A 19796-nucleotide genomic window follows, 5' to 3' on the forward strand; every position below is an offset into this window, starting at 1 on the left:
CTGTGCGACCAGATGTGCACGGTGGGTGAAGACTACGACTGCCCGGGATCGACCACAATTGGTTGAAGCGAAGATGTATGCGCTCTCTTGACCGTGATGCGAATCTACTGACGAGTTGTCAGTCTTCGCGATTGGCTTGCTCCGCGGCTTCCATCATGGCTCGCCACTGGCGGATCTCGGCCTTCGACTTGCCGGCGAGGTGCCCGACGATGATCCGGACGTCTTCGTCGTAGCCGGAAAGCTCCAGGGCTTCATACTCCAGCCACTGCTCGGCCGCGGCCTCCTTGACGCGCCGCTCCGACTTGCGCAGGGCGACAGCGATGGCACGGAGCTGCGCCGGGTTGGGCGGACTGGCCGGCGGAGTCTTGGCGAGCTTCTGCAGGTACTGCTTGGAGACCGTGGCGGCACCCTTGGGGTCGACGGCGCGATCGGCGAGCTGCTGATAGGAGAGGCCCTCGTCCAGCGCCCCGAGGATCAGGCGCGACAGGGCGCCGGCGGGGTCGGCGGAACCGCCCGCATCGAAGTCTGCGGCGGCTGCAGGCACCGTCATGTCGTCACCCTCTCCATCCACGTTCAAGTCGACCGTCTCCACTGCTGCCCATTTCGACCGAGAAAGACGCAGGTCAGGCAGTGCAACCATCCCGGATTACAGACGAATCGTCTACAGACCCATGCTACCTAGCCGGGTTCTTTGCCAAAACTCCAGATCCGGCCGTCCTGATTTGTGGACAGAGCGTCCCGAGTATGGTTAGCTCATCTCAGTCAAAGCAACTCCATCTCACTGGAGATCCATTGAGCCGCCGCTACGCGATACGCGACCGGAGCATCCTCAGATGGGTCATGGACCACCCCGGGAGCGGGGCCCCCTACTCCGTTCGAACCCTGGCGCAAGCCGCCGGGTGTACGGCCGGACTGATAGGCGGACTCCTCACCGGACGGCAGAGAACAGCATCCGTGGACGACGCACACTCCATCGCGGAGGCCGTCGGCGTGGCACTGCTGGTCCTTTTCGCACCCTCACCGTCCCCAAACGGGGACGATTCGTCCACGGAATCACCCACGACTGGAGTGAATAGTGAAGTACCGCCCGCGTAAGTACGTCGCTCCGCCGGAGGGCAGTCTCTGGTCCGACCAGGCTGCTACCTACATCGGAATCGCCCTGACGACGCTCTACAAGTGGCGCCAGACCGGTTACGGGCCGAAGTCGTACCCGGTGGGCCGCAAGCTCGCCTACGAGCTGACAGTGCTGGATGCCTGGCTCCACAGCCAGGGTCGCACGAACCGCAAGCCCGTCGCCTCTGCCGCTTAGCGGCTATGCGGCCCCGACCGCCGGTGACCTGGCAGAAACCGCCGGCCGAGGCCTCCCGATCCACCCCTCACCTGCAAGTGACTGCAAGGAGAAGAGGACCCGTGAACCACATCATCGCCGGTGATCCGGCTCCCACCAACCCCACGGCCTTCATCGTCATGATGGGCGACCACCCCCTGGCCTCCGCCGACACCCTCGCCGCGGCACAGTCCGCAGCCTTTTCCCGGGAGTCCGAGTACTCCTCGGACGGCGAGTTCCGCTGGGACGAGTACGGCACCGACTCCTGGCGGCTGATGAGGCGCCGCGAAGGCCGGCCGCGGTTCGCATGGACCCAGTACTGGGTCGCCGCTGCTCCCGCGATCGGTTCACTGGCCGGTGAGTCCCGTGGCTGAACTCCTCCCCGACCTCGCCCGCCCGGTCACCCCGCTCGCCCAGCTGGATGCCGACCTGCACCTGCTGGCCCAGAAGCGCAAGGCCGCGGACCACGAGCGCGCCTGCCTGCTGGCCGAACAGCGGCACCAGCTCTTCGACCCGGCGGTCCCGCCGCTCCTCGTCCGCCCGAACCCGATCGCCGGAGGCCAGCCGTGAGCGCCCCGGTGGAGCCCCGCCTCGGGGACGTGCTGACAGCCGCCTACGCGGACGTGGATCAGCAGTACCGGGACCTGTTCGGTCCGCAGGGCACGTGGTCGCCGGTGGTGGTCCACGAGTACCTCCTCGACATGCACCTTGCCCGGCAGCGGGCCACGAACTGGGAGGAAGCGGCGTGAACACGAAGGCCATCGGGGCTGCGTCGCAGGTGATCTGCGCGGCCATGGGCAAGAACCGGATCCCGGCGACGATCGCGGTCGCCTTGGATGCGAAGGGGCTGCTGGCCGGTCCGGAGGCTGCGGCTGAGGTCGTCGAGCTTCGCACCATGCTGGAGATCGCCGAGCGCCAGAACGGGGAGTTGGCCGAGCAGTTGGCTGAACGAACCCGGCAGCTGAACGGCCTGCTCGGGGCCCTCGACTTCGACGAGAAGGCGGTCCCGGCATGAGCCTCCTCGACATAGCCCGCCCTGGCGGCCGGCATCGGGTGTTCGACCGGCTGACGCTGCTTGAGCACCGGCTGGCCAAGTCGTCGGCGGCGAACGCTGAACTCCGCCGCCGGCTGACCGAGGCCACGGACGCCAGGGACACGGCGAACGCGAAGGCCAGCCAGCTCGGGGATGCAGAGCTCCGGGCGGCCGAGGCCGCGCGACAGCTCGAAGTCCGGGACGCCGAGATCGCCGCACTGAAGGCGGCCCTCGCCAACACGGCGTCCTCCAGCAGCCTGCACCTGCATGCGGCGGTGACCGAGACGCAGCCGATCCCGGTCCTGCCGACTGCCAGCACCAACCCGGCCGCCTACGTGCCAATGCGGCTGTCCGCCGCCGCTGAAGCCGGCCTCCTCTGAACCCGTCCGCCGCCGGATGACCACAGGCCAGCGGCGGACGACCCAACCACAGCCCCGGACGGGCGACCACCGCCCGCCCGCGGCCCAGCACACCCCAATCACCCAGGAGCACACGGTGAAACTCCAACTCCGAGCGATCGGCGACACCGCCGACATCGACCAGCTCGCCACCGCCCTCGCCACCAGCGGCCTCCGGATCGTCCGCGTTCACCGCGGCCTGCCCGCCCGCGAAGACGGCGCCGAACGCGCCTACATCGACCTTGAGCAGACCGCCCGCACCGAGTCCACGGAGAGTGCGGCATGACCGCCATCGCACCCGAGCAGGCACCGCCGGTCACCGCCCAGCCGGACATCTTCCAGGCCCTTGCCCTCGTCATGCGGGACACCCTGCCTGTCGGCAAGGACCAGGTGAACCAGCACCAGCGGTACAACTTCCGTGGCATCGACGACCTCATGAGCGCCGTCGCCGGCCCGATGCGAACCCACGGCGTCTTCATCATCCCCTCGGTCGCAGACCTCCGCAGTGAACGCCGCGGCGAGAAGATGACCGCCGTCTTCCTCACCATGCGGTACCGGATCTACGGCCCGTCCGGTGACTTCATCGAGGCATCCGTTCCCGGCGAGGCATCCGACACCGCCGACAAGGCCACCAACAAGGCCATGTCCGCCGCCCTCAAGTACCTGCTTCTGCAGGTACTGATGATCCCGATCGATGCCCGCAGCATCGACGACGGCGACCGTCACCACCCCGAGAACCCGCCGTCCGACGAGGGGCGCGTCCAGCGCAATCGGTACGCCGACGGCGACCAATGGGAGACCCCCCGCCCCAACGCCGTCCCGCAACAGCCGACATCGTCCCGCCGGCCCGTCCAGCAGGACGACCCGCAGGACAGGGTCGCCGCCCTCACGGCCATGCAGGACAAGGCGGCAGAGATCGGCTTCGCCGAAGGGCTGCCTGCTCAGTTCGTGCAGTCCTTCGGGCACCCGATCGAGCAGGGCACGGTCGCAGAGTTCAAGCAGGCCTTCGACCTGATGGCGGGGGCGGGCGCATGAGCCTCAAGGATGCGGCAGCGCAGGAGGCGTACCTGAAGACGCTCCTGGACGTGATCGACGCCAGCTACAAGCTGAAGAGGAAGGAGGTTCAGAAGCTCCTCGACGAGGCAGTTCGCGAGTCGGGAACGCAGCAGATCGCGGCGAGCCTTCCCGACGGTACGAAGATCGCCACCATCAGTCTGACCAAGGGCAGCGCTGAAGCCAAGGTCATCGACGAAGCCGCCTTCAAGGCGTGGGTGATGGCGAACTACGACACCGAGATCGAACGCCGATTCGTCGCCGAAGTCCGTGGGAGCTTCCGCAACAAGCTGCTTTCCCAGATGACGGCCGCCAACAGCAACGAGTGGGCGGATCCGGAGACGGGCGTCATCCACACCGTGCCCGGGGTCGCCATCGCGCCGGCCCGAGCCCGCGGCCACTCCGTCCGAATGACCGCGACCGGTCCGTCGGACGTCATGGCGGCCTGGCGGAAAGGCCAGCTCGCCGGGATCGCCCTGCCCGAGCTGACCGCGGAGCCGCTCCGCTGCTCCCGCTGCACGGGCATCGACGGCCCGTTCACCGACGCCGGCCTCTGCGAGGCCTGCGCCCGCCCCGTCCCCTAGCAGCACTCGGGGCCGCTGTCGCCTCAATCGGCAGCGGCCCCACCCCAGAGAACCACACCGGAGGGAGAACGCCATGAGTCAGCACTGGATCCCCCGCACGAAGACGATGCGCGGCGGCATGCACCCGCTTCGCAGCGTGGCCCGCATCGGCGAGGCGTCGTCGGCTGCCCGGCGGTACCGCGACCGCATCTGGGACAAGATCAACGCCAGCAGGTACGTCCAGCTCGCCCCCGGCGTGATCATCGTCTTCGAGCGGCAGCCCTGGATCATCGTCGAGGTTGCCGAGCGTCCCGCTGACCTGGTCGGCGACTTCGCCATCGTGATCGTCCCCGCCTCGGACCCGAAGTCGAAGCCGATTCACATCCAGGCTGCGGCCCACTACAGCTGGAAGGTCCTCCCCGAGCACTACGCGGTCTGTGTCGCCTGCGGAGAACTCCCGCCCTGCCGGCACGAGATCGCCGAGGACGAAGCCGACAAGGCCATGGCCAAGGCCGAAGTCCTCATGGAGATCCCCGCCGGCGCCTGCCTCGGCTGCGGCGAGGCCATCACCGGACGGCAGAAGGCCCAACGCTTCCCCGGCCCGAACCTGTGGCGCCCCGACCTGTCCGACGGCAGCGCCGTCTTCCACGCCCGGCAGGAATGCGCGGGCGACGCCGACCGGTACGCCCAGCAGTGGCGCGACCGCGGCGGCCACAACAACCCTCAGCCCTCCCTCTTCGCCGACGGAGAAGCCTCATGAACCCCGTACAGCCCGCCCTCGACGGCAGCATCCCCGTCAGCCGCACCCGCCAGCGCATCGACGACTACGAGACGTGGGCCGACCTGGTCCGCCCCACCGTCATCACGATCGCCGAGTCCGGCAGGACGTTCATGTTCTGGGAGATCGAAAAGGAGTTCAACCTTCCGATCCCCCCGGACCCCGACCACGACTGGGGCCGGTTCGCCGCAGCCTGCCACCGCGACGGCATAACCCGGACCGCAGGCTACGGCCAGACCCGCGACAAGTCGGCCGTCCGGAAGTGGCGCGGGACGGCCACCCTGATCGCCGCAGCTGGCCGACGGGAGCAGGCCGCATGAACCCGCACCTGGTCTGGCTGGCCCTCACCGCCGCTGCGGGCCTCCTCCTCGCCTGGGCCTGCTACGGCGCCACCCACGACAGCCGGCGCTGGCAGCGCACCACCACCGCCCGCCGTACCGAGACCGAAGTCCGCGCCGAGCTGGCCAAGGCCCGCGCCGCACGCGACCTCACCACCTGCCTCGCCATCTGGAACGCCACCCCCCACGACATCCCGAACCAGCGGACGGAGGAAGACCGATGACCACTCCCAGTACCCCGGCCACCCGAGCAGCGACCGCACGCTGGATGCGCCGCCGTCGCCGCCTCATCGGCTACGGCCAGTGGCAACCCTTCGTCGACGCCGAACCGGTCCGCCAGCACGTGCTTGCTCTACGTCGTCAGGGACTCGCGATCAAAACGCTGTCCGAGAAGACTGGCGTCACCGTGGCCTCAATTGATCACCTGGTCTACGGAAAGAGCGGCTACCCGCCGGGGCGCCGGATCCGTCCCGAAAGCGCGAAGGCTCTGCTCGCATTCCGCCCGACGCTCGATGACTACCCCGACGGCGCACTGATCGACTCCCTCGGATCAACCCGACGGATGCAGGCCCTCGCTGCCATCGGCTGGACCATCAAGGCCATCCACCAACACATCGACTACGTCAACGTGGCCACCCTCGAACGCATCGGCAGCGCCCCGAAGATCACCGCTCGGCTCGCTCGGGCCGTCCGGGACGTCTACGCGTGGGCATCCGTCGGTACCGCGGAAAACCACGGGGTCACGCCTTGGGTCGCCACACGCAGGCGACGTCAGGCCGCAGCCTCCGGCTTCCTTGGCCCCGCCTGGTGGGACGACGACGAGTTCGACAACCCGGACTACCAGCCGGCCGTAGTACAGACGCCCCGCTACGTGGCCCTCGCCGAGAACGCCGCCGAGCTCGAAGCCCAAGGCTACGAACGCGCGCAGATCGCCGAACGGCTCGGCGTCACCAAGGACGCCCTCCAGCACGCCATCTCCTACCACCGCCAGAAGACCGCCGAGAAGGACGCCGCCTGATGCCCGACTTCATTCTCGAAGACGCCGTCGTCGACGGCTTCGCGGGCCCCGGCGGCTGGTCCGAAGGCCTCCGCCTCCTCGGTCTCTACGACATCGGCCTCGAATGCGACACCGCCGCCTGCCGCACCCGGGCCGCCGCCGGACACCTCACCATCCAGACCGACATCGCCGCCTACCCCACCGCCCCGTTCAAGGGCCGTGTCAGCAAGCAGGTCGGATCGCCGCCCTGCCAGGCCTGGTCCGGCGCCGGCAAGCAACTCGGTCTCATCGACCAGCCGCTCGTCCACCAAGCCGTCCACGACTTGGCCCACGGACGGGACACCCGCGACGAGCTGAAGGCCGCCTGCCTGGACGAGCGTTCAATCCTCGCCGCCGAGCCCATGCGCTGGATCGCCGACCTCCGCCCCGAATGGGTGTGCCTCGAAGAAGTACCCGCCGTCCTCACCCTGTGGAAGCAGTACGCCGAGTACCTCCGCAGCTGGGGCTACAGCGTCTGGACCGGCACCCTCAACGCCGCCGACTACGGCGTCCCGCAAACCCGCAAGCGGGCCATCCTCATCGCCTCCCGGGAACGGCCCGTCACCGCTCCGGCCCCCACGCACGCCGAGGATCCGGCGCACGACCTGTTCGGCGACTGCCTGCCCGGCTGGGTGTCCATGGCCGACGCCCTCGGCTGGGCAGCCGGCCAGACCGTGAACACCCGGGGCGAACGACGCACCCCCGGCGGTAACGAGTTCAGCGCCGACCGGCCGTCCTGGGCGCTCACCGAGAAGACCCGCTCCTGGTCCCTCCGCAACAACACCCAGAAGAACGCCGCCCGCAGGTCCATGAACCAGCCGGCCGCCACGCTCTTCTTCGGCGCCCGGTGCAACGACGTCTCCTGGGTCAGCGACAACGACGAGGCCGTCCGGATCACCGAGGCCGAGGCAGCCGTCCTGCAGTCCTTCCGCCCGGACTACCCGTGGCAGGGCTCCAAGACCAAGCGATTCCTCCAGGTCGGCAACGCCGTCCCGCCGCTGCTGGCCGCGCACATCGTGTCCGCCGCGACCGGCATCCCCATGCCGCAGCCGGCCGCCGTCACCGCCGCCTGACCGCGGCACCACCACCCGCACCAGCCAGAGAGAAGACGTCGGATGCCCTGGTTCAAGATCGACGACTCGGCGCACTCCCACCCGAAGTTCATTCGGGCCGGGAACGCTGCCCTCGGTCTCTGGCTGAGGTGCGGCTCCTACTCGGCCCAGCACCTCCTTGAGGGCTTCGTCCCCAAAGCCGTCATCAAGCCGTTCGGCGGAACCCCGGCACAGATCCGCAAGCTCCTCGAAGCCGAGCTGTGGCACGACGCCGGCCACGACTGCAAGCGGTGCCCACAGCCCGCCGACGGCTACGTCATCCACGACTTCTTCGAGGGGGGCCGGAACGTCACCAAGGCTCAACACGAGGCCAACAAGAAGAACGCCGTGGACCGGGCCGCGAAGAGCCGCGAGGGCAAAAAGCGCGCCGATTCTGAGCGCAAACAAAACAACATTCAGTCTGCAACTTCTTCTCAAATGAGTTCAGATCGCGCGCGAAATGAACCCCACTTTGAGGACTCCACCCCAGGTCAAGAGGGTCTGTCACAGCGCACGCCTGCTGAAGGTGCTGCGGCTGCCCATGCCACTACCACGCCTGTACCCACTACTTCCTTCGGAAGTAGTGGGGCTGCAAGCAGCAGCGAGCGGCCAGAGATCCGCTCCTGGGACACCCTCGGCGACCTCAAGCGCGGCATCGCCGACGCAGGCATCGGCGGCGTCAGTTGGAACCTTCAGGCCTCTCAGATCGAACGCGCAAAGCAGGTTCGGGACCAGGTGGGAGTCGAGGCCATGGTCGCCATGGCCGTCAACAACGCCCGCTTCCGGGGTGCCCCCGGCAGCGCGAGCGCCTGGCTCGCCGGCTGGGAATCCCTCGAAGCCTCCTCGCCCGCCAGCAGCGACAGCAACGTCGTCTCCCTCGCCGCGAACCGGCGCCCATCCACCACGGACCAGCGCGTCAACGAAGCCCTCGCCCTTGCCGCGGAGTTTCGCGCCCTTGAGGAAGGACCCGCCCAGTGACCCCCGCCCAAACCGCTGAACTTCTTGCCTTCTGCGCCGCCTTCGACCGGCGCACCGTAGGCAAGGCCGACGTTCTCGCCTGGCAGACAGTCCTCGCCGACATCAACTACGAGGCCGCCCGACAGGCCGTTGCCGAGTACTACTCCAGCGAGACCCGGTGGATCATGCCCGCCGATATTCGCAACGGCGTGAAGACCGTCCGCGCTAACACCGCCGATGTCTTCCAGGGTCCCGGTCTCCCCGCTGAAATTCCCGACGCCGATCCCGACGACGTCGTTGCCTACCTGGCAGCCCTTCGGGCACAGCGGACCAAAGCTGCTGACGGCCTCGAACTGAAGCCCCGGCCCATGAAGCAGCTGATGGCAGGCGTCACGCGGAAGATCCCGAAGCAGCCGAACCCCGAGCTGGATTCCGTCCGCCGGCCGGGCCCGCTCGGGATCGTCTGCCCCCGCTGCAAGGCCGCCCGAGGTCGTCCGTGCAAGAAGCCCGGCTCCAGCGAACGCTTCCCGCTCGGCGAACCCATGCGCGAGCCGCACCCCATCCGGGTCGCGCTTGCCACAGGGCAGCCGTTGCCCGCCGGCCACGACGCCGCAGCCGAAGCAGCGGGCAAGGAGGCCTCCCGGGTCGCCCTGGCCGACATCCCCGACGCCGAGATCGTCGAACCCGAACAGGAGACCGCATGACCGCCGCCAGCTACCCGGTCATCCGCTGCGACGGATCCGTCCACTGCGTCGCCGAGGCGCAAGGCCGCCCCGGCGACCGAACCGTCAGCGAGGTTCGCCGCCACAACGAGGACTGGCACCAGCGGCCCGGTGGCCGCGACATCTGCCCCGACTGCTGGAAGGACGGCCGCCGATGACCCGGCCCCGTTCCGCCCCGATGCCCGCCAACCTCCGCCGTACCGCCCGGCATCCCGCCTACGACCACCGCTGCCCCCACTGCGGCGCCGCGGAGAAGGCCCGCTGCACCACCATCTCCGGCCGCCACACGAAGACCGCCCCCTGCCCCGCACGACTCGCCGCCCACGCCACCGCCACCGCCGTCTGCCCCACCTGCCAAGTCGCACCCGGCACCGAATGCCGCAAGGCCGACGGGAGCCCCCTCGGAGACATCCACCCCACCCGCCGAATCGAAGCCGGAGGAACCGCCGCATGAGGACCTTCCGCCGCTGGCATGCCTACCTCACCGCCCAGAAGCGCATCAACAAGGCCCTCGCCGAGTGCGACCGCATCGCGGCCGAGGTCGCCGGAATCCACGACAGCAACTCGGCGAACACACGCGTCGCGCTTCGCCACATCCGCGCCGCCCTGCTCACCGAGGCCGACCGGTGACCGCCTCGACGGCCGAGCAGCAGGCCCGACTCGCCACCCTCGCCGCCGCCATCCGCACCACCCGCCGGCAGCCCCAGCCGACACCCTCCGCCTGGACGCCCGAGCAGCAGCGCCACCACCGCACCACCCTTCAGGAAGCCCTCGACGGCACCGAATGGCACCAGCCCATCCCCGCCCGACCCCGAAAGGCACGCCGATGATCAAGCTGATCCGCGACCGCATCCCCGAGATCGCCGCAGCCAACGGCCAGCAGCTCCAGATCCACGCCGCTGGCACCAACGAGACGGTCTGCCTCCTTCTCGACAAGCTCGACGAGGAAGCCCTCGAAGTCTCCGAGGCCGCCAGTGACGAGGAACTCCTGGGCGAACTCGCCGACGTCCTCGAAGTGGTCCACGCCATCACCCGCCTCAACGGCTGGACCCTCGACGACCTCGAAGCCGCCCGCATCCGCAAGCACCAGGAACGCGGCGGCTTCGACAAGCGGCTCGTGCTCACCACCCCCGAGATCTGCCGGCACTGCCGAACCGAGATCGAGTGGATCGACTGCCCCACCGGCGGCTGGTGGGCCCACCGCCAGCACCCCGCCGACGACCACGACGCCGAAGCCGCCGACGCCTGAACAGCAGGACGGACGGCCCCGAGGAAAGCGGGGCCGTCCGCAGCCCAAGACTCTCACGAACGGAGAACCCCGATGGGAATCGACTTCAGTCACGGCGACGCGCACTGGTCCTACAGTGGATTCGCCCGCTTCCGCCGGTCCCTCGCCGCACACGAAGGCTTCGCCCTCAGCAGCATGCAGGGCTTCGGCGGCCAGCAGGCCTGGTCCACCATCACCAGCGACCTCAAGCCGCTCCTGAATCACTCCGACTGCGACGGCGAGCTGAGCCCCTCCGAATGCCGGCAGATCGCGCCACGCCTTCGCGTCGCCATCGATGCCATCTGGCCAGCCGGAGAGGCGCTGCACGACAGGGAAGCGGGCCTCATCCTGGCTGACGCCATGGAGCAGGCGGCCGAAGCTGACGAGCCGCTGGAGTTCTGCTGATGACCAGACCGACCCGGCTGCAGCTGGAGAACCTCGTCGACCGCGCCGAACGCGGACCACTCTCCTCTGCCGAAGCCGACCGGCTCCGCGCCGGTCTTGCCGCCCTGTACGCCCGACCCGCCACCCGACCGGTCCGACGGATGCGGGCGCTCGGATTGCTCGCAGCAGCAGCCCGACGTCGCGGCGACGACACCCTGCCCGTTGCGCTCATAGAGCGGACGCTCGCAGCGCCACCCGCATTCGAGGCCCGAGAAGCCGCCTGACGGGCCGCAGGAGCCCCGAACAGCCGCCCCGCGCCCCCGAGTCGCACCGCACCCGCGACAGGCCCCCACAGGGCCACCAGGACGATCCGCCGCAACAACTGCCCCTCGTTCGAACCGAGGGGCGGCCACCCCACCAGCATCCACCAGGAGACCCACATGACCGACAGCGATGACCACGTACACGAGGTTTGGATCATGACCCGCGACAGCGAGGACCTCACGATCGAACTGTGGAAGGACCTCGAATCCATCCACGTCCACGGCGGCGATGGCGAGTCCTACAGCTGCTGCCGCGAAGAGATCCTCACCCACACCATCCCGAAGTACGAGGCAGCCGGCTGGGCGCTGACCGCCAACTACGAGGTCGCCTGATGGCCGGACCCTTCGTCCCTCAGCAGCCCGCACCCGATGAATGCCCCGAGTGCGGAGCCGACACCTTCGACCTCGACTACGGCGACTCCGAACGGGACTTCCCCGTCTGGATGTGCACCGGCTGCCGCTGGGGCACCGCCGCTTACTAGCCGACCACGAGCCTGGAGAAACCCATGAACGCCCTCGACCGCATGCTCGCCGCCCACGACCTGGAGACCGCTCTCCTCGGCGGCTGTGGCCACTGCGACACCGAACCCGACGAGCTGTGCGCCGCGTGCGGTTCCTGCCGTTGCGACCGTCACGACGACTGCGCTCCGCCCGCCTGACCCCCGCCCCGGCCGGCCTGCCACCCCGCAGGCCGGCCCCCACCCCGCACACCAGGAGCAGCACCATGACCCGCTTCGAGTACACCGACCCAGGCAAGGCCCGCCTCCAGTTCGAACCGGCCACCGAACGCGGCGAGCGAATGGTGATGCTGTCCGCGATCAGCCCCGAGTTCAGCCTCGTCGTCGTAGACATCCCGCTGGACCGCGTCGAGGAGATCGTTGCCGGGCTCCGCGAGATCGCCCGCCAGCAGCGCGGCGGCCCCCGGATGAGCCCCTGCATGTGCGGCCTCCCCGACGACGACGGGGTCCACCCCACGAACGGCGACGACTGCTACACGACGACCCTGTCCGTGGGCGAAGCCGAAGCCGTCCGAGCAGGCCGAGCCCGCCGCGCCGCCGAGGGGGCCGGAGCATGAGCCAGCAGCCCGCGCCCTACCGCATTCTCGTCACCGGATCCCGCATCTGGCCCGACCACGACGTGATCTACAACGCCCTCGACGAGGCCCTCAACTCCGCGCCGAAGGACCGCGACCCCTGGCTCGTAGTCGGCGACTGCCCCCGAGGCGCCGACCGCATCGCCTACCAGTGGGCATTCACCGCCATGGTCGACATCGACGTCCACCGCGCCGACTGGGCCACCCACGGCAAGGCCGCCGGCCCGATTCGCAACCGGGCCATGGTCGACGCGGGCGCGGACGTCTGCCTCGCGTTCATCCGCAACGGCAGTCGCGGCGCCTCCCACACCGTCGCCCTCGCCCGCCGAGCCGGGATCCCCGTCCGCGTCTGGACCGCAGCATGACCGCCACCCAGCAGCCCCTGTTCCTGCCCGGCTGGGACATCGAGCCCTGCGACACCGCCCCACCCCGCCGGCCCCGTACCGATGCAGCCACCCGACTCCGAACGCTTCGCGAACGCCGCATCGAACCCGAAGCCGGACGAGCTGCTGGTAGCGGACGGACCTGGATCCCCGGCGGCGACGACATCCGCATCACCACGATCAAAGCACCCGAGGAGTACCTGTGACCGCCCGCCATTCCTACGACAACGCCCTCATCAAGATCCTCAACGAGAACCACCGCAACCTGAACAAGATCACCGACGGGCGAACCGTGCCCGCCGAAACCCTGATCGGCATCGTCACCGCACGCTCCAACCTCGCCATCGCAGCCGCACTCCTCGCCGTCGCCGACGCGATCCGCAGCACCAACCAGCCCTACGAGGCGGCGTGCGACTGCGGATCCCTTGACCAGGAACCCGACGTGCAGGAGGGCTGGATCCACTCCCGCTCCTGCGCGGCCATCCGAAACAGCAGGACCGACGGGAGCAGCCGATGACCCCCGACGACCTCCGCGACCGGGCCATCGGCGCCGCCGCCCGAGCCCTCAACGCCGGCGGGTACTGGCTTCCCGCAGCAGCGAAGGAAGCCGTGGTCGACGCCGTTCTCGCGCTGGCCGCCAGCCCCGCCGAACGGTGCGGCGAACTCATCGACGGCCCGACCGGCGGCTGGCTCGAATGCGTCCTCCGCCCCGGACATCAGGGCAGCTGCGCCGACCACGGCGACATGCGGTGGACCCTCAAGCCCACCGTCGGACCCACCACCGAGCAGTACGAGCAGGCACAGCGGCGGGCCATCCGGATCCAGACCCTCCTCGACGAACAACGCGACCGGGCGCGCAAGGACGCCGCTGCCGGCCGCGAATCCGAGCGCATCCTTCAGCAGCAGATCGACCAGCAGGCGAAAGTGATCGACCGCCTGCAGGTCATGGACCGGCACGCGCGAGAAGCCCGACCCCTCCGTGACGTCCAAGGCCGTTGCCCCGCCTGCCGCGGCGCAAGCCTGTTCCTCGCCGACGGCAACTACATCACCTGCTCCCGCATCGACTGCCCCGACCCCGAGGCGGCCACCCGAATCCTCGAACAGCGCATTGAGGTCCGGAAGATCGCTGAGCTGCGGCCCCTCTGCCCGGAGCGCCGACACATCGAACACCCCGGCTATAGCTGCACGGAAGCCGATCAGATGGCGACCCACTGGGCCGAGGTGCTCGACAACGCCGGCCGCGTGTTCGACGCGCTCCTGACCCCCGCCTCCGACGTACCCGCCGCACTCCGCGGACCGAACTGGAAGGCGCGGCCGTGAGCAGCACGTACTACATCCTCTGCCTCTCCCATGACCCCGCCACCGTCGAAGGGGAATGCCGCACTCCCGAGGAAGCCGAGCAGCGGATAGCGGCAGGCTTCGAAACCCACCCGAACTGCGACCTCGCCGTCAGTCGCCACTCCGGGGCCGTCGTCGAAATCGCCTGCCCCACCAGCAAACACCGCAAGGTCAACCTGCACTGCTACCACGGCGGCCCCATCTGGGTCGACGCCGCCTGGCTCCGCCTTCTCGCAGCCGCAGACCAGTCCAGCGAGCCGGCCATGCAGGCGGCTGCAGCCCGGTCTCGGCATCGATGCTGGCCACCGGAACGGATCCAGCGCCTCCGTCTGGAGCTCGACCTCCCCACCATCTGACCCGCCGAGGAATGGACGCAGGGTCACAACCCGGCAACAGACATCCCGCCCGCGCGCAGGGTCCGCCACGCTGCGGACCCATGAACCCCCGCACCTACGCCACCATCCCCATCGCCCTCCTGCTCCTCGCCGGCTGCGGCCAAAGCTATGACGAATCCGTCGAGGAATGCGTCAAAGCGATCAAGGCCCGCACCGAACCCAGCCCCACCCGCCCCAAGGCATGCGAGCCCCTCACCGACTCCGACTACACGCTCATCAGCGTCAGCGGATCCCTCGACGACCTCGGCTGGACCGACAAGGACGGCCGCTTCGACGAGGACAAGATGCTCCAATCCACACCCAGCCCCTGACATGCCGATGCCCCCGCCTCTAGAGGTCGGGGGCATTCGTGCATCCAGGTCAACGCTGCAGAGCCTCATCCAGGTAGGCCTGCACCGGACCGAAGAGCCCATACGGAACGTGCTGCTCGATCTCACCGTGGCCGACCCATGCCACCTCGGCGATCTCCTCCGCGTCCCCGACGATCGCCTCACCCTCAACCAGCGTGCACGCCGCATAGGCCATGAGCCGGCCGGTCTTCGGATGCACGCGCTCACCGAGCAGCCGGTCCGCTCGCACCGTCAGGCCAGTCTCCTCCAGGGTCTCGCGTACCGCGGCCTGCTCTGCGGTCTCCCCGAGCTCAATGCCGCCAGCAGGGAACTGCCACATCAGTTCGCCCTCTGCCACGCGGCGACGGATCATCAGTACTCGATCACCGTCCACGATGATCGCGGCGGAGATGCCCCGCTCGGTCGTCGTCTCAGTCATGCAGCTGCCTCCAGTGCGGCCAGGATCGGCGGATAGATCGTGTCGGTCGGAATGAAGCGGGCCACGTCACCGCGCGGCACCCACTGAACGGCCGCGTTCTCAACAGCATCCAGATTCGAGGCCTCGCCCGTCAGATGCTCGGCCAGGTAGTAGTCACAAAGCGCCCCAGTCAGAGGATGGACACGGCTGCCCAGATGCCCGCGCACGGCAGCATGCACGCCAGTCTCGGCGTGAGTCTCGGCGACAGCCACCGCCTCGGCGGATCGACCGGGCTTCACAATGCCAGCGGGGAACTGCCAAGCCAGCGTGTCGCCGCGGCGACTGCAGACGAGCAGCACCTCGCCGGGCCGGGTCACGACCGCCACGGCCACGCGGAGAGCCTGGGCCGCAGTGTCGACGGGCGGCTGAGCGAGTCGAGCGAAGCGTAAGCGCACAGGTGCCAGGGCCTTTTCGTAGAGGGTGTCGAGGGCGGCCTGCATGTCAGGCCGAGGCACGATCCCTGGACGCGCATGCCAGCCGGCGACGGTCTGCGGGTGGACGCCGAGCCTGCCGGCGAACTCCTCGCGGGTCATCCGGTGGGCGGCCTGCAGGTGGCAGGCCAGCTCTCCGGTCCAGGTGATGACGTCCACAATCGCGCCTCCCGGCGGCCCGTGTCCCGCGTCCTGTACGGCCACTGATCGTCTCCTGTGCGGCTGCTGTACGGCAGCCGCTCGCCGGTCAATCACCCCGGCGATTGACTTGGAGCATGCAGATCACACCTCAGGCCGCGAGTCTCTTGGGAGGCCGTGCCGGCAGCTCGTCAGTTTCGTGGACTAGCCAGAGCAGGAACGCGTTGATGTGCGCGTTCATGTCGGAGTCGACCTCGGCCACGGCGGCTTTGGCCTTCTCGTACACGTCGGGTTCGGGGCGGTATGTGCGGGCCCTCTTGAGGTGGATTCCGGCTGGCATGCAGGAATCGTCCCACAGTGGATTGCCACGGTCCAGAGAAGGCGCTACGTTAGTGGAGTGCCACTCGGACCGCTCCACCGGTTCGAACGGGACGCCTGTGCCGCTCCACCGGCACGCCACAACCGAAAACAAAACGGCCCCAGCACAGGGACTCCACTCCCACGCGCCAGGGCCTGACCAACAGGAGCTAACCCTGATGGCTACGCAGAACTCTACCGACCTGCGCGTTGGTATCGATCACCCCTCCCCGGCCCGGCGTCTGATCGCCGTGGACTCCGACCCGTTCATGGACGAGTCGCTCCGCCGCGTCCGCCGCGCCCAGGCCATCCGGCACGCCGAGCAGGCTGTCGCCCTCGCCGACGCAGCCGGCAACACGGGCACGGCCGCCAGCCTCCGCCGCGAACTCCTCGGCCGGATCACGCCGAGCGCCGCCTGATGGCCGCCGCACTCACCGCCTGCGAGCGCGCAACCATCGACCACGCCCGCACCGTCCTGACCCACTCGCACGAGCTGTCCCTCGGCACCGCAAGCGACCGCGACCTGTGCTTGACCATCGGCCGGCTTGAGATCGCCCTGGAGCAGATCCTGCGGATCATCGACGAGGCGGTGCAGTGATGGGCGAACAGCAGCACAGCATCATCGACCAGCCCGCGACCGCCCAGACCTGCAGCGGCGATTACCAGCAGGCCCAGGCCCAGCGTGCCGAATCCGCCGGCGCCCAACGTGACCAGCTCGGCTCCGCCACCGGCGCCCGGCCGCACACCCACCGCTAGAACCCCTCCCGCCTGACCAACGGAAGGACCGTCATGTCTGCACGTCTCATCGCCCAGTACCGCACCGCCCAGGGTTCCGCGGTCGATGTCCGCCCGAACCCGCACAGTCCCGCCAACATCGTCGCCGGCTGCCACGGATGCCGAATGGCGAACGGCTCCAAGGGGCCCGCCGCCGAACAGCAGATGCGCGACTGGGCCCAGACCCACGCCCGCCAGTGCCGCTCCTGACCCCGCCCGCTTGCCCATCGGAGAATCCCATGCTCGAAACGCACCTCATCCGCCAGTACCTGACCGCCCTCCGCACCGGTGACCTGCTCGGCCAGACCCGCCTCCTCGCCGTTGCCGCCGACTACGACCACCACAACAGCTCGGGCCTCGTCGACCAGCTCGAAGCGATCCGCCTCAACGGCCAGGAAGCCGCCTGATGGACGTCACCGGCTACCGGTTACACCGCCAGTACAGGCCATTGCTCGACCGCGTGCAGGAGATCGCCGACCAGGCCGCCCGCCTCGTGCAGCAGCGGATGCGGGAGCGGATTCCGCCCACCCGGATCATCGTGGCCCGCGAGAAGTACAGCCCCCAGGCCCTGGTCGAGAACTACCAGGCTGCTCTGGGAACCGACCGCCTCCCTCCCGGCAGGCCGCCCACCGACTGGATGGGGACCACCACCGTCAGCCCGGAAGGTGTGCTCATCGTCATCAACGCTGACGCCCATTACCGGGCCGACCGGATTGAACTCGACCAGACCGTGGTCCACGAGCTTGCACACGCCGTCCAGTTCGGCCGGCCCGGCAAGCGCAACGAAGTACTCAGCGGCGTGCGGCACAACTTCGGCATCGAGAAGCAGAAGATCCGCAACGTCTGGAAGGCGAACCGCCGCGTCAGCCAGGACGAACGTGAAGCCACCGGCCTGGAGTACCTCGCCCGCCAGATCCGCTGACCTGTAGCCCTCGCTGGCCGTCTCGCACGGCCGGCCTGGAAATCCGGCCAGCACCACCACCCCGCCAACCCGCAGAAGGGTCCATCAGCCATGGGCATCAACATCTCCCACGGAACGAATCGGTTCGGCCAGATCTACCGGTCGGCGAGCGCAATCGCCGCCCTCGGACACCACCTCGCCTACGTACTTCCGGCAGCCGAATGGCAGGCAGTCGCCTACATGTTCAACGGCAAGCGCATGTCGGACGACGAACTCATCGGCCCCAACGAAGCCCTGAAGATCGCCGCCGCCCTCCGTAAGGCAGCGGCCCACCCGAAGATGTCGGCCGACGCCGCGGCGGACGCCGCCGAGTTCGCAACCGCCGCCGAACAGGCCGCCCGCGCCGGCGAGCCGTGGAGCTGGTCATGACCGCCGCCGTCGCAGCCGCCGCGAAAGCCCGCGTCTTCCTGCTCTTCATCGGCATCGCCTCACTCCTCGGCCTCGACTGGTCCGCCTGGGACCGGATCGTCGTCGGCCTCGCGATCATCGCGGCCGTCGCCGTCGAAGTCGGACTCGATGGGCACCGCGTCTGGCCCCGCCCCCTTCGAACCGGTCCGCCGCAGCGACACCCCACCGCCTGACCCCCACCACCCGAAAGGGAGATCATCGTGAGTAGCGACCTGGCCGACTTCTACAACCAGAAGCGCCAGAACAAGGCGGCCGACCGAGAGCAGGACCGACTGGACCGCCAGGCGGAACGCGAGCAAGCCCGCATCGACGCGCAGACCCAGCTCGACCTGACGGCGAAGCGGCGCCGCGACGAAGCTGCCGAGGCCAAGCGCCGCAAGGCCGAGCGCGCGAAGAAGTGGGCCGACCGCCGGGCATTGGTCTCGGGCTGGCTCGACACCGACGCCGACACGGCGATGGTCCTTCCGATCATGGCTGTCGGGATGATCGCCGCAATCACCTTCCAGGTCGACGCCCTGACCGATGCCGGATTCGGCAAGATCTTCGGCGGTCTGCCCCTGATGGTCGCCCTGGTCCTCGAACTCGGCGCCGCTGCCGCCACGGTGATGACGGTCCGCGCCGCCAAGGACGGCCGACCCGCAGGACCGTTCCGCGTAGCGATGTGGACCTGTGCGCTGATCGCCGCAGGCATCAACGCTGCCCACGGCTGGACCATGGAGATCGACGGCGAGCGCGCCTACTGGCCAGCCGCGGTTCTATTCATCGTCTCCCTCGCCGGCACCGGCTACTGGGAGATGCGATCCATCGGCCGCCACGGCACCTCTCGCCGCACCAAGGAGGAGCGGGCCAAGGACAGGGCGCGCGCCAGGCACGGCAAGGATCGGGCGAAGGCCTACAAGGACGTGGCCGCCCGAGCCCGGGAGATCATCCTGGCGAACACGTTCGAGACCGTCACGGCAGAGGACGCATGGGCCGACGCGTGGACGGACATCAAGGGCGCCCCGCTCGGCATGTACGCCGAGGTGTACGAGAACCGCGGCAAGGCGCAGGCCGCCACCACGAAAGCACGCTCCGGCGCCGACGAAGCAGCCATGGCCGCAGGACTGGACACCTTCCTCGACTCGCTCCTGAGCGGCGAGTCGAAGGGGGACGACGACCCCGGCGCCAGCTCCGCGAAGCGCGGCCCCAAGCGGCCACCTCAGACCCCCACAGCCCTTGGGGGCATTGAGAACAAGCCTCCTCGACGGTCGCCTGAAGGGAAGCCGGCGGAGCCCCTTGCCGAGGCAGATCTGGAAGCCGCCAGGCGTCTCCGGCAGGCACTGCCCGGCGACTCCTTCTCAACGCCCGCAGTGGCCAAGGCCATCGGCCGGCGGTGGGGATACGCCAAGCGCATCCGTGACGCCGTAAACGACGAGCAGAAGTAAGTCAGCCCACCGAGAGA

The 19796-nt window shown here is 69.0% G+C and carries 46 protein-coding genes; 42 read left to right on the top strand and 4 right to left on the bottom strand.

Annotated features, from left to right (window positions below):
- Nucleotides 1-118 precede the first annotated feature (118 nt).
- A complete protein-coding gene (locus ACZ58N_RS13875) occupies nt 119-592 on the bottom strand; it encodes a hypothetical protein (protein WP_471158697.1) in 474 nt (157 codons plus the stop codon).
- A 483-nt stretch (nt 593-1075) separates the two neighbouring features.
- Between ACZ58N_RS13875 and ACZ58N_RS13880 the strand changes: the two genes are divergently transcribed.
- From ACZ58N_RS13880 to ACZ58N_RS14040, 33 genes are all read left to right on the top strand, one after another.
- Nucleotides 1076-1309, top strand: a complete 234-nt coding sequence (locus ACZ58N_RS13880; RefSeq protein WP_471158699.1) for a helix-turn-helix transcriptional regulator — start codon at nt 1076-1078, stop codon at nt 1307-1309.
- A 101-nt stretch (nt 1310-1410) separates the two neighbouring features.
- Nucleotides 1411-1701, top strand: a complete 291-nt coding sequence (locus ACZ58N_RS13885; protein WP_471158701.1) for a hypothetical protein — start codon at nt 1411-1413, stop codon at nt 1699-1701.
- Complete coding sequence (locus ACZ58N_RS13890) at nt 1694-1897, top strand: hypothetical protein (RefSeq protein WP_471158703.1); 204 nt, start codon at nt 1694-1696, stop codon at nt 1895-1897. Before ACZ58N_RS13885 ends, ACZ58N_RS13890 begins: the two co-directional genes overlap by 8 nt.
- Nucleotides 1894-2076, top strand: a complete 183-nt coding sequence (locus ACZ58N_RS13895; RefSeq protein WP_471158705.1) for a hypothetical protein — start codon at nt 1894-1896, stop codon at nt 2074-2076. Before ACZ58N_RS13890 ends, ACZ58N_RS13895 begins: the two co-directional genes overlap by 4 nt.
- Nucleotides 2073-2342 carry a hypothetical protein gene (locus tag ACZ58N_RS13900; RefSeq protein WP_471158707.1) on the top strand — a complete coding sequence of 90 codons (270 nt, stop codon included), beginning with the start codon at nt 2073-2075 and terminating at the stop codon, nt 2340-2342. The genes ACZ58N_RS13895 and ACZ58N_RS13900 overlap by 4 nt, the downstream gene beginning before the upstream one ends.
- On the top strand, nt 2339-2740 hold the full coding sequence (locus ACZ58N_RS13905; protein WP_471158709.1) for a hypothetical protein: 402 nt from the start codon (nt 2339-2341) through the stop codon (nt 2738-2740). Before ACZ58N_RS13900 ends, ACZ58N_RS13905 begins: the two co-directional genes overlap by 4 nt.
- Nucleotides 2741-2855: 115 nt before the next feature.
- Nucleotides 2856-3044, top strand: a complete 189-nt coding sequence (locus ACZ58N_RS13910; RefSeq protein ID WP_471158711.1) for a hypothetical protein — start codon at nt 2856-2858, stop codon at nt 3042-3044.
- Nucleotides 3041-3793 (top strand): ERF family protein, encoded by a 753-nt coding sequence (locus ACZ58N_RS13915; protein ID WP_471158713.1) that lies wholly within the window; start codon nt 3041-3043, stop codon nt 3791-3793. The genes ACZ58N_RS13910 and ACZ58N_RS13915 overlap by 4 nt, the downstream gene beginning before the upstream one ends.
- On the top strand, nt 3790-4395 hold the full coding sequence (locus ACZ58N_RS13920) for a hypothetical protein (protein WP_471158715.1): 606 nt from the start codon (nt 3790-3792) through the stop codon (nt 4393-4395). Before ACZ58N_RS13915 ends, ACZ58N_RS13920 begins: the two co-directional genes overlap by 4 nt.
- A 73-nt stretch (nt 4396-4468) precedes the next feature.
- On the top strand, nt 4469-5134 hold the full coding sequence (locus ACZ58N_RS13925; RefSeq protein ID WP_471158717.1) for a hypothetical protein: 666 nt from the start codon (nt 4469-4471) through the stop codon (nt 5132-5134).
- Nucleotides 5131-5472, top strand: a complete 342-nt coding sequence (locus ACZ58N_RS13930; protein ID WP_471158719.1) for a hypothetical protein — start codon at nt 5131-5133, stop codon at nt 5470-5472. The genes ACZ58N_RS13925 and ACZ58N_RS13930 overlap by 4 nt, the downstream gene beginning before the upstream one ends.
- Nucleotides 5469-5714, top strand: coding sequence for a hypothetical protein (locus ACZ58N_RS13935; protein WP_471158721.1), 246 nt, complete (start codon nt 5469-5471; stop codon nt 5712-5714). The genes ACZ58N_RS13930 and ACZ58N_RS13935 overlap by 4 nt, the downstream gene beginning before the upstream one ends.
- The gene (locus ACZ58N_RS13940; RefSeq protein ID WP_471158722.1) at nt 5711-6508 is read left to right on the top strand and encodes a hypothetical protein; all 798 of its coding nucleotides are present in this window, start codon (nt 5711-5713) and stop codon (nt 6506-6508) included. Before ACZ58N_RS13935 ends, ACZ58N_RS13940 begins: the two co-directional genes overlap by 4 nt.
- Nucleotides 6508-7599 carry a DNA cytosine methyltransferase gene (locus ACZ58N_RS13945; protein WP_471158724.1) on the top strand — a complete coding sequence of 364 codons (1092 nt, stop codon included), beginning with the start codon at nt 6508-6510 and terminating at the stop codon, nt 7597-7599. Before ACZ58N_RS13940 ends, ACZ58N_RS13945 begins: the two co-directional genes overlap by 1 nt.
- Nucleotides 7600-7641: 42 nt before the next feature.
- Complete coding sequence (locus ACZ58N_RS13950) at nt 7642-8595, top strand: hypothetical protein (protein ID WP_471158726.1); 954 nt, start codon at nt 7642-7644, stop codon at nt 8593-8595.
- Nucleotides 8592-9278 carry a zinc finger domain-containing protein gene (locus tag ACZ58N_RS13955; protein ID WP_471158728.1) on the top strand — a complete coding sequence of 229 codons (687 nt, stop codon included), beginning with the start codon at nt 8592-8594 and terminating at the stop codon, nt 9276-9278. The genes ACZ58N_RS13950 and ACZ58N_RS13955 overlap by 4 nt, the downstream gene beginning before the upstream one ends.
- Nucleotides 9275-9454, top strand: coding sequence for a hypothetical protein (locus ACZ58N_RS13960; protein ID WP_471158730.1), 180 nt, complete (start codon nt 9275-9277; stop codon nt 9452-9454). The genes ACZ58N_RS13955 and ACZ58N_RS13960 overlap by 4 nt, the downstream gene beginning before the upstream one ends.
- The gene (locus tag ACZ58N_RS13965; protein ID WP_471158732.1) at nt 9451-9750 is read left to right on the top strand and encodes a zinc finger domain-containing protein; all 300 of its coding nucleotides are present in this window, start codon (nt 9451-9453) and stop codon (nt 9748-9750) included. The genes ACZ58N_RS13960 and ACZ58N_RS13965 overlap by 4 nt, the downstream gene beginning before the upstream one ends.
- Nucleotides 9747-9926 carry a hypothetical protein gene (locus tag ACZ58N_RS13970; RefSeq protein WP_471158733.1) on the top strand — a complete coding sequence of 60 codons (180 nt, stop codon included), beginning with the start codon at nt 9747-9749 and terminating at the stop codon, nt 9924-9926. The genes ACZ58N_RS13965 and ACZ58N_RS13970 overlap by 4 nt, the downstream gene beginning before the upstream one ends.
- Nucleotides 9923-10126 (top strand): hypothetical protein, encoded by a 204-nt coding sequence (locus ACZ58N_RS13975; RefSeq protein ID WP_471158735.1) that lies wholly within the window; start codon nt 9923-9925, stop codon nt 10124-10126. Before ACZ58N_RS13970 ends, ACZ58N_RS13975 begins: the two co-directional genes overlap by 4 nt.
- Nucleotides 10123-10545 carry a pyrophosphohydrolase domain-containing protein gene (locus ACZ58N_RS13980; RefSeq protein ID WP_471158737.1) on the top strand — a complete coding sequence of 141 codons (423 nt, stop codon included), beginning with the start codon at nt 10123-10125 and terminating at the stop codon, nt 10543-10545. The genes ACZ58N_RS13975 and ACZ58N_RS13980 overlap by 4 nt, the downstream gene beginning before the upstream one ends.
- A 72-nt stretch (nt 10546-10617) precedes the next feature.
- On the top strand, nt 10618-10968 hold the full coding sequence (locus tag ACZ58N_RS13985) for a hypothetical protein (protein ID WP_471158739.1): 351 nt from the start codon (nt 10618-10620) through the stop codon (nt 10966-10968).
- A complete protein-coding gene (locus ACZ58N_RS13990) occupies nt 10968-11231 on the top strand; it encodes a hypothetical protein (RefSeq protein ID WP_471158741.1) in 264 nt (87 codons plus the stop codon). The genes ACZ58N_RS13985 and ACZ58N_RS13990 overlap by 1 nt, the downstream gene beginning before the upstream one ends.
- Nucleotides 11232-11387: 156 nt before the next feature.
- Complete coding sequence (locus ACZ58N_RS13995) at nt 11388-11603, top strand: hypothetical protein (protein WP_471158743.1); 216 nt, start codon at nt 11388-11390, stop codon at nt 11601-11603.
- Nucleotides 11603-11752, top strand: a complete 150-nt coding sequence (locus tag ACZ58N_RS14000; protein ID WP_471158745.1) for a hypothetical protein — start codon at nt 11603-11605, stop codon at nt 11750-11752. The genes ACZ58N_RS13995 and ACZ58N_RS14000 overlap by 1 nt, the downstream gene beginning before the upstream one ends.
- A gap of 24 nt (nt 11753-11776) precedes the next feature.
- Nucleotides 11777-11929 (top strand): hypothetical protein, encoded by a 153-nt coding sequence (locus ACZ58N_RS14005; protein ID WP_471158747.1) that lies wholly within the window; start codon nt 11777-11779, stop codon nt 11927-11929.
- Nucleotides 11930-11994: 65 nt separating this feature from the next.
- Nucleotides 11995-12345: a hypothetical protein gene (locus ACZ58N_RS14010; protein WP_471158748.1), complete on the top strand. Its 351-nt coding sequence runs from the start codon at nt 11995-11997 to the stop codon at nt 12343-12345.
- On the top strand, nt 12342-12728 hold the full coding sequence (locus tag ACZ58N_RS14015; protein WP_471158750.1) for an SLOG family protein: 387 nt from the start codon (nt 12342-12344) through the stop codon (nt 12726-12728). The genes ACZ58N_RS14010 and ACZ58N_RS14015 overlap by 4 nt, the downstream gene beginning before the upstream one ends.
- A complete protein-coding gene (locus tag ACZ58N_RS14020; RefSeq protein ID WP_471158752.1) occupies nt 12725-12952 on the top strand; it encodes a hypothetical protein in 228 nt (75 codons plus the stop codon). Before ACZ58N_RS14015 ends, ACZ58N_RS14020 begins: the two co-directional genes overlap by 4 nt.
- Nucleotides 12949-13263 (top strand): hypothetical protein, encoded by a 315-nt coding sequence (locus ACZ58N_RS14025; protein ID WP_471158754.1) that lies wholly within the window; start codon nt 12949-12951, stop codon nt 13261-13263. Before ACZ58N_RS14020 ends, ACZ58N_RS14025 begins: the two co-directional genes overlap by 4 nt.
- Nucleotides 13260-14066 (top strand): DUF6085 family protein, encoded by an 807-nt coding sequence (locus ACZ58N_RS14030; protein ID WP_471158756.1) that lies wholly within the window; start codon nt 13260-13262, stop codon nt 14064-14066. Before ACZ58N_RS14025 ends, ACZ58N_RS14030 begins: the two co-directional genes overlap by 4 nt.
- The gene (locus ACZ58N_RS14035; protein ID WP_471158758.1) at nt 14063-14440 is read left to right on the top strand and encodes a hypothetical protein; all 378 of its coding nucleotides are present in this window, start codon (nt 14063-14065) and stop codon (nt 14438-14440) included. Before ACZ58N_RS14030 ends, ACZ58N_RS14035 begins: the two co-directional genes overlap by 4 nt.
- Before the next feature lie 80 nt (nt 14441-14520).
- Nucleotides 14521-14790: a hypothetical protein gene (locus tag ACZ58N_RS14040; RefSeq protein ID WP_471158760.1), complete on the top strand. Its 270-nt coding sequence runs from the start codon at nt 14521-14523 to the stop codon at nt 14788-14790.
- 49 nt (nt 14791-14839) lie between these two features.
- Here the strand turns inward: ACZ58N_RS14040 and ACZ58N_RS14045 are convergent, their stop codons facing one another.
- From ACZ58N_RS14045 to ACZ58N_RS14055, 3 genes are all read right to left on the bottom strand, one after another.
- Nucleotides 14840-15247 carry an NUDIX hydrolase gene (locus ACZ58N_RS14045; protein ID WP_471158762.1) on the bottom strand — a complete coding sequence of 136 codons (408 nt, stop codon included), beginning with the start codon at nt 15245-15247 and terminating at the stop codon, nt 14840-14842.
- Nucleotides 15244-15876, bottom strand: a complete 633-nt coding sequence (locus ACZ58N_RS14050) for an NUDIX hydrolase (protein WP_471158764.1) — start codon at nt 15874-15876, stop codon at nt 15244-15246. Before ACZ58N_RS14050 ends, ACZ58N_RS14045 begins: the two co-directional genes overlap by 4 nt.
- 130 nt (nt 15877-16006) lie before the next feature.
- Complete coding sequence (locus ACZ58N_RS14055) at nt 16007-16195, bottom strand: hypothetical protein (RefSeq protein WP_471158766.1); 189 nt, start codon at nt 16193-16195, stop codon at nt 16007-16009.
- 196 nt (nt 16196-16391) lie between these two features.
- Between ACZ58N_RS14055 and ACZ58N_RS14060 the strand changes: the two genes are divergently transcribed.
- The 9 genes from ACZ58N_RS14060 (at nt 16392) to ACZ58N_RS14100 (ending at nt 19779) form a co-directional block, all read left to right on the top strand.
- Entirely contained in the window at nt 16392-16631 is a 240-nt protein-coding gene (locus ACZ58N_RS14060; protein WP_471158768.1) for a hypothetical protein, read from the top strand.
- Complete coding sequence (locus tag ACZ58N_RS14065) at nt 16631-16810, top strand: hypothetical protein (RefSeq protein WP_471158770.1); 180 nt, start codon at nt 16631-16633, stop codon at nt 16808-16810. The genes ACZ58N_RS14060 and ACZ58N_RS14065 overlap by 1 nt, the downstream gene beginning before the upstream one ends.
- Entirely contained in the window at nt 16810-16968 is a 159-nt protein-coding gene (locus tag ACZ58N_RS14070; protein WP_471158772.1) for a hypothetical protein, read from the top strand. Before ACZ58N_RS14065 ends, ACZ58N_RS14070 begins: the two co-directional genes overlap by 1 nt.
- A 33-nt stretch (nt 16969-17001) precedes the next feature.
- Nucleotides 17002-17196, top strand: a complete 195-nt coding sequence (locus ACZ58N_RS14075) for a hypothetical protein (RefSeq protein WP_471158774.1) — start codon at nt 17002-17004, stop codon at nt 17194-17196.
- Nucleotides 17197-17225: 29 nt separating this feature from the next.
- On the top strand, nt 17226-17393 hold the full coding sequence (locus ACZ58N_RS14080; RefSeq protein WP_471158776.1) for a hypothetical protein: 168 nt from the start codon (nt 17226-17228) through the stop codon (nt 17391-17393).
- Nucleotides 17393-17908: a hypothetical protein gene (locus tag ACZ58N_RS14085; protein ID WP_471158778.1), complete on the top strand. Its 516-nt coding sequence runs from the start codon at nt 17393-17395 to the stop codon at nt 17906-17908. Before ACZ58N_RS14080 ends, ACZ58N_RS14085 begins: the two co-directional genes overlap by 1 nt.
- Nucleotides 17909-17998: 90 nt before the next feature.
- Nucleotides 17999-18316, top strand: coding sequence for a DUF7739 domain-containing protein (locus tag ACZ58N_RS14090; protein WP_471158780.1), 318 nt, complete (start codon nt 17999-18001; stop codon nt 18314-18316).
- Nucleotides 18313-18528 carry a hypothetical protein gene (locus ACZ58N_RS14095; RefSeq protein WP_471158782.1) on the top strand — a complete coding sequence of 72 codons (216 nt, stop codon included), beginning with the start codon at nt 18313-18315 and terminating at the stop codon, nt 18526-18528. Before ACZ58N_RS14090 ends, ACZ58N_RS14095 begins: the two co-directional genes overlap by 4 nt.
- 27 nt (nt 18529-18555) lie before the next feature.
- The gene (locus tag ACZ58N_RS14100) at nt 18556-19779 is read left to right on the top strand and encodes a hypothetical protein (protein ID WP_471158784.1); all 1224 of its coding nucleotides are present in this window, start codon (nt 18556-18558) and stop codon (nt 19777-19779) included.
- Nucleotides 19780-19796: the final 17 nt, after the last annotated feature.

It is taken from the genome of Streptomyces sp. NPDC040432 (assembly GCF_055595445.1).

Excerpts from the sequence above, each read along its gene's own strand:
- ACZ58N_RS13905 (WP_471158709.1), top strand. The coding sequence starts at position 2,339 with ATGAGCCTCCTCGACATAGCCCGCCCTGGCGGCCGGCATCGGGTGTTC.
- ACZ58N_RS13915 (WP_471158713.1), top strand. The coding sequence starts at position 3,041 with ATGACCGCCATCGCACCCGAGCAGGCACCGCCGGTCACCGCCCAGCCG.
- ACZ58N_RS13920 (WP_471158715.1), top strand. The coding sequence starts at position 3,790 with ATGAGCCTCAAGGATGCGGCAGCGCAGGAGGCGTACCTGAAGACGCTC.
- ACZ58N_RS13925 (WP_471158717.1), top strand. The coding sequence starts at position 4,469 with ATGAGTCAGCACTGGATCCCCCGCACGAAGACGATGCGCGGCGGCATG.
- ACZ58N_RS13930 (WP_471158719.1), top strand. The coding sequence starts at position 5,131 with ATGAACCCCGTACAGCCCGCCCTCGACGGCAGCATCCCCGTCAGCCGC.
- ACZ58N_RS13935 (WP_471158721.1), top strand. The coding sequence starts at position 5,469 with ATGAACCCGCACCTGGTCTGGCTGGCCCTCACCGCCGCTGCGGGCCTC.
- ACZ58N_RS13940 (WP_471158722.1), top strand. The coding sequence starts at position 5,711 with ATGACCACTCCCAGTACCCCGGCCACCCGAGCAGCGACCGCACGCTGG.
- ACZ58N_RS13945 (WP_471158724.1), top strand. The coding sequence starts at position 6,508 with ATGCCCGACTTCATTCTCGAAGACGCCGTCGTCGACGGCTTCGCGGGC.
- ACZ58N_RS13950 (WP_471158726.1), top strand. The coding sequence starts at position 7,642 with ATGCCCTGGTTCAAGATCGACGACTCGGCGCACTCCCACCCGAAGTTC.
- ACZ58N_RS13960 (WP_471158730.1), top strand. The coding sequence starts at position 9,275 with ATGACCGCCGCCAGCTACCCGGTCATCCGCTGCGACGGATCCGTCCAC.
- ACZ58N_RS13965 (WP_471158732.1), top strand. The coding sequence starts at position 9,451 with ATGACCCGGCCCCGTTCCGCCCCGATGCCCGCCAACCTCCGCCGTACC.
- ACZ58N_RS13970 (WP_471158733.1), top strand. The coding sequence starts at position 9,747 with ATGAGGACCTTCCGCCGCTGGCATGCCTACCTCACCGCCCAGAAGCGC.
- ACZ58N_RS13980 (WP_471158737.1), top strand. The coding sequence starts at position 10,123 with ATGATCAAGCTGATCCGCGACCGCATCCCCGAGATCGCCGCAGCCAAC.
- ACZ58N_RS13985 (WP_471158739.1), top strand. The coding sequence starts at position 10,618 with ATGGGAATCGACTTCAGTCACGGCGACGCGCACTGGTCCTACAGTGGA.
- ACZ58N_RS13990 (WP_471158741.1), top strand. The coding sequence starts at position 10,968 with ATGACCAGACCGACCCGGCTGCAGCTGGAGAACCTCGTCGACCGCGCC.
- ACZ58N_RS13995 (WP_471158743.1), top strand. The coding sequence starts at position 11,388 with ATGACCGACAGCGATGACCACGTACACGAGGTTTGGATCATGACCCGC.
- ACZ58N_RS14000 (WP_471158745.1), top strand. The coding sequence starts at position 11,603 with ATGGCCGGACCCTTCGTCCCTCAGCAGCCCGCACCCGATGAATGCCCC.
- ACZ58N_RS14005 (WP_471158747.1), top strand. The coding sequence starts at position 11,777 with ATGAACGCCCTCGACCGCATGCTCGCCGCCCACGACCTGGAGACCGCT.
- ACZ58N_RS14010 (WP_471158748.1), top strand. The coding sequence starts at position 11,995 with ATGACCCGCTTCGAGTACACCGACCCAGGCAAGGCCCGCCTCCAGTTC.
- ACZ58N_RS14015 (WP_471158750.1), top strand. The coding sequence starts at position 12,342 with ATGAGCCAGCAGCCCGCGCCCTACCGCATTCTCGTCACCGGATCCCGC.
- ACZ58N_RS14020 (WP_471158752.1), top strand. The coding sequence starts at position 12,725 with ATGACCGCCACCCAGCAGCCCCTGTTCCTGCCCGGCTGGGACATCGAG.
- ACZ58N_RS14030 (WP_471158756.1), top strand. The coding sequence starts at position 13,260 with ATGACCCCCGACGACCTCCGCGACCGGGCCATCGGCGCCGCCGCCCGA.
- ACZ58N_RS14040 (WP_471158760.1), top strand. The coding sequence starts at position 14,521 with ATGAACCCCCGCACCTACGCCACCATCCCCATCGCCCTCCTGCTCCTC.
- ACZ58N_RS14045 (WP_471158762.1), bottom strand. The coding sequence starts at position 15,247 with ATGACTGAGACGACGACCGAGCGGGGCATCTCCGCCGCGATCATCGTG.
- ACZ58N_RS14055 (WP_471158766.1), bottom strand. The coding sequence starts at position 16,195 with ATGCCAGCCGGAATCCACCTCAAGAGGGCCCGCACATACCGCCCCGAA.
- ACZ58N_RS14060 (WP_471158768.1), top strand. The coding sequence starts at position 16,392 with ATGGCTACGCAGAACTCTACCGACCTGCGCGTTGGTATCGATCACCCC.
- ACZ58N_RS14065 (WP_471158770.1), top strand. The coding sequence starts at position 16,631 with ATGGCCGCCGCACTCACCGCCTGCGAGCGCGCAACCATCGACCACGCC.
- ACZ58N_RS14070 (WP_471158772.1), top strand. The coding sequence starts at position 16,810 with ATGGGCGAACAGCAGCACAGCATCATCGACCAGCCCGCGACCGCCCAG.
- ACZ58N_RS14075 (WP_471158774.1), top strand. The coding sequence starts at position 17,002 with ATGTCTGCACGTCTCATCGCCCAGTACCGCACCGCCCAGGGTTCCGCG.
- ACZ58N_RS14080 (WP_471158776.1), top strand. The coding sequence starts at position 17,226 with ATGCTCGAAACGCACCTCATCCGCCAGTACCTGACCGCCCTCCGCACC.
- ACZ58N_RS14085 (WP_471158778.1), top strand. The coding sequence starts at position 17,393 with ATGGACGTCACCGGCTACCGGTTACACCGCCAGTACAGGCCATTGCTC.
- ACZ58N_RS14090 (WP_471158780.1), top strand. The coding sequence starts at position 17,999 with ATGGGCATCAACATCTCCCACGGAACGAATCGGTTCGGCCAGATCTAC.
- ACZ58N_RS14095 (WP_471158782.1), top strand. The coding sequence starts at position 18,313 with ATGACCGCCGCCGTCGCAGCCGCCGCGAAAGCCCGCGTCTTCCTGCTC.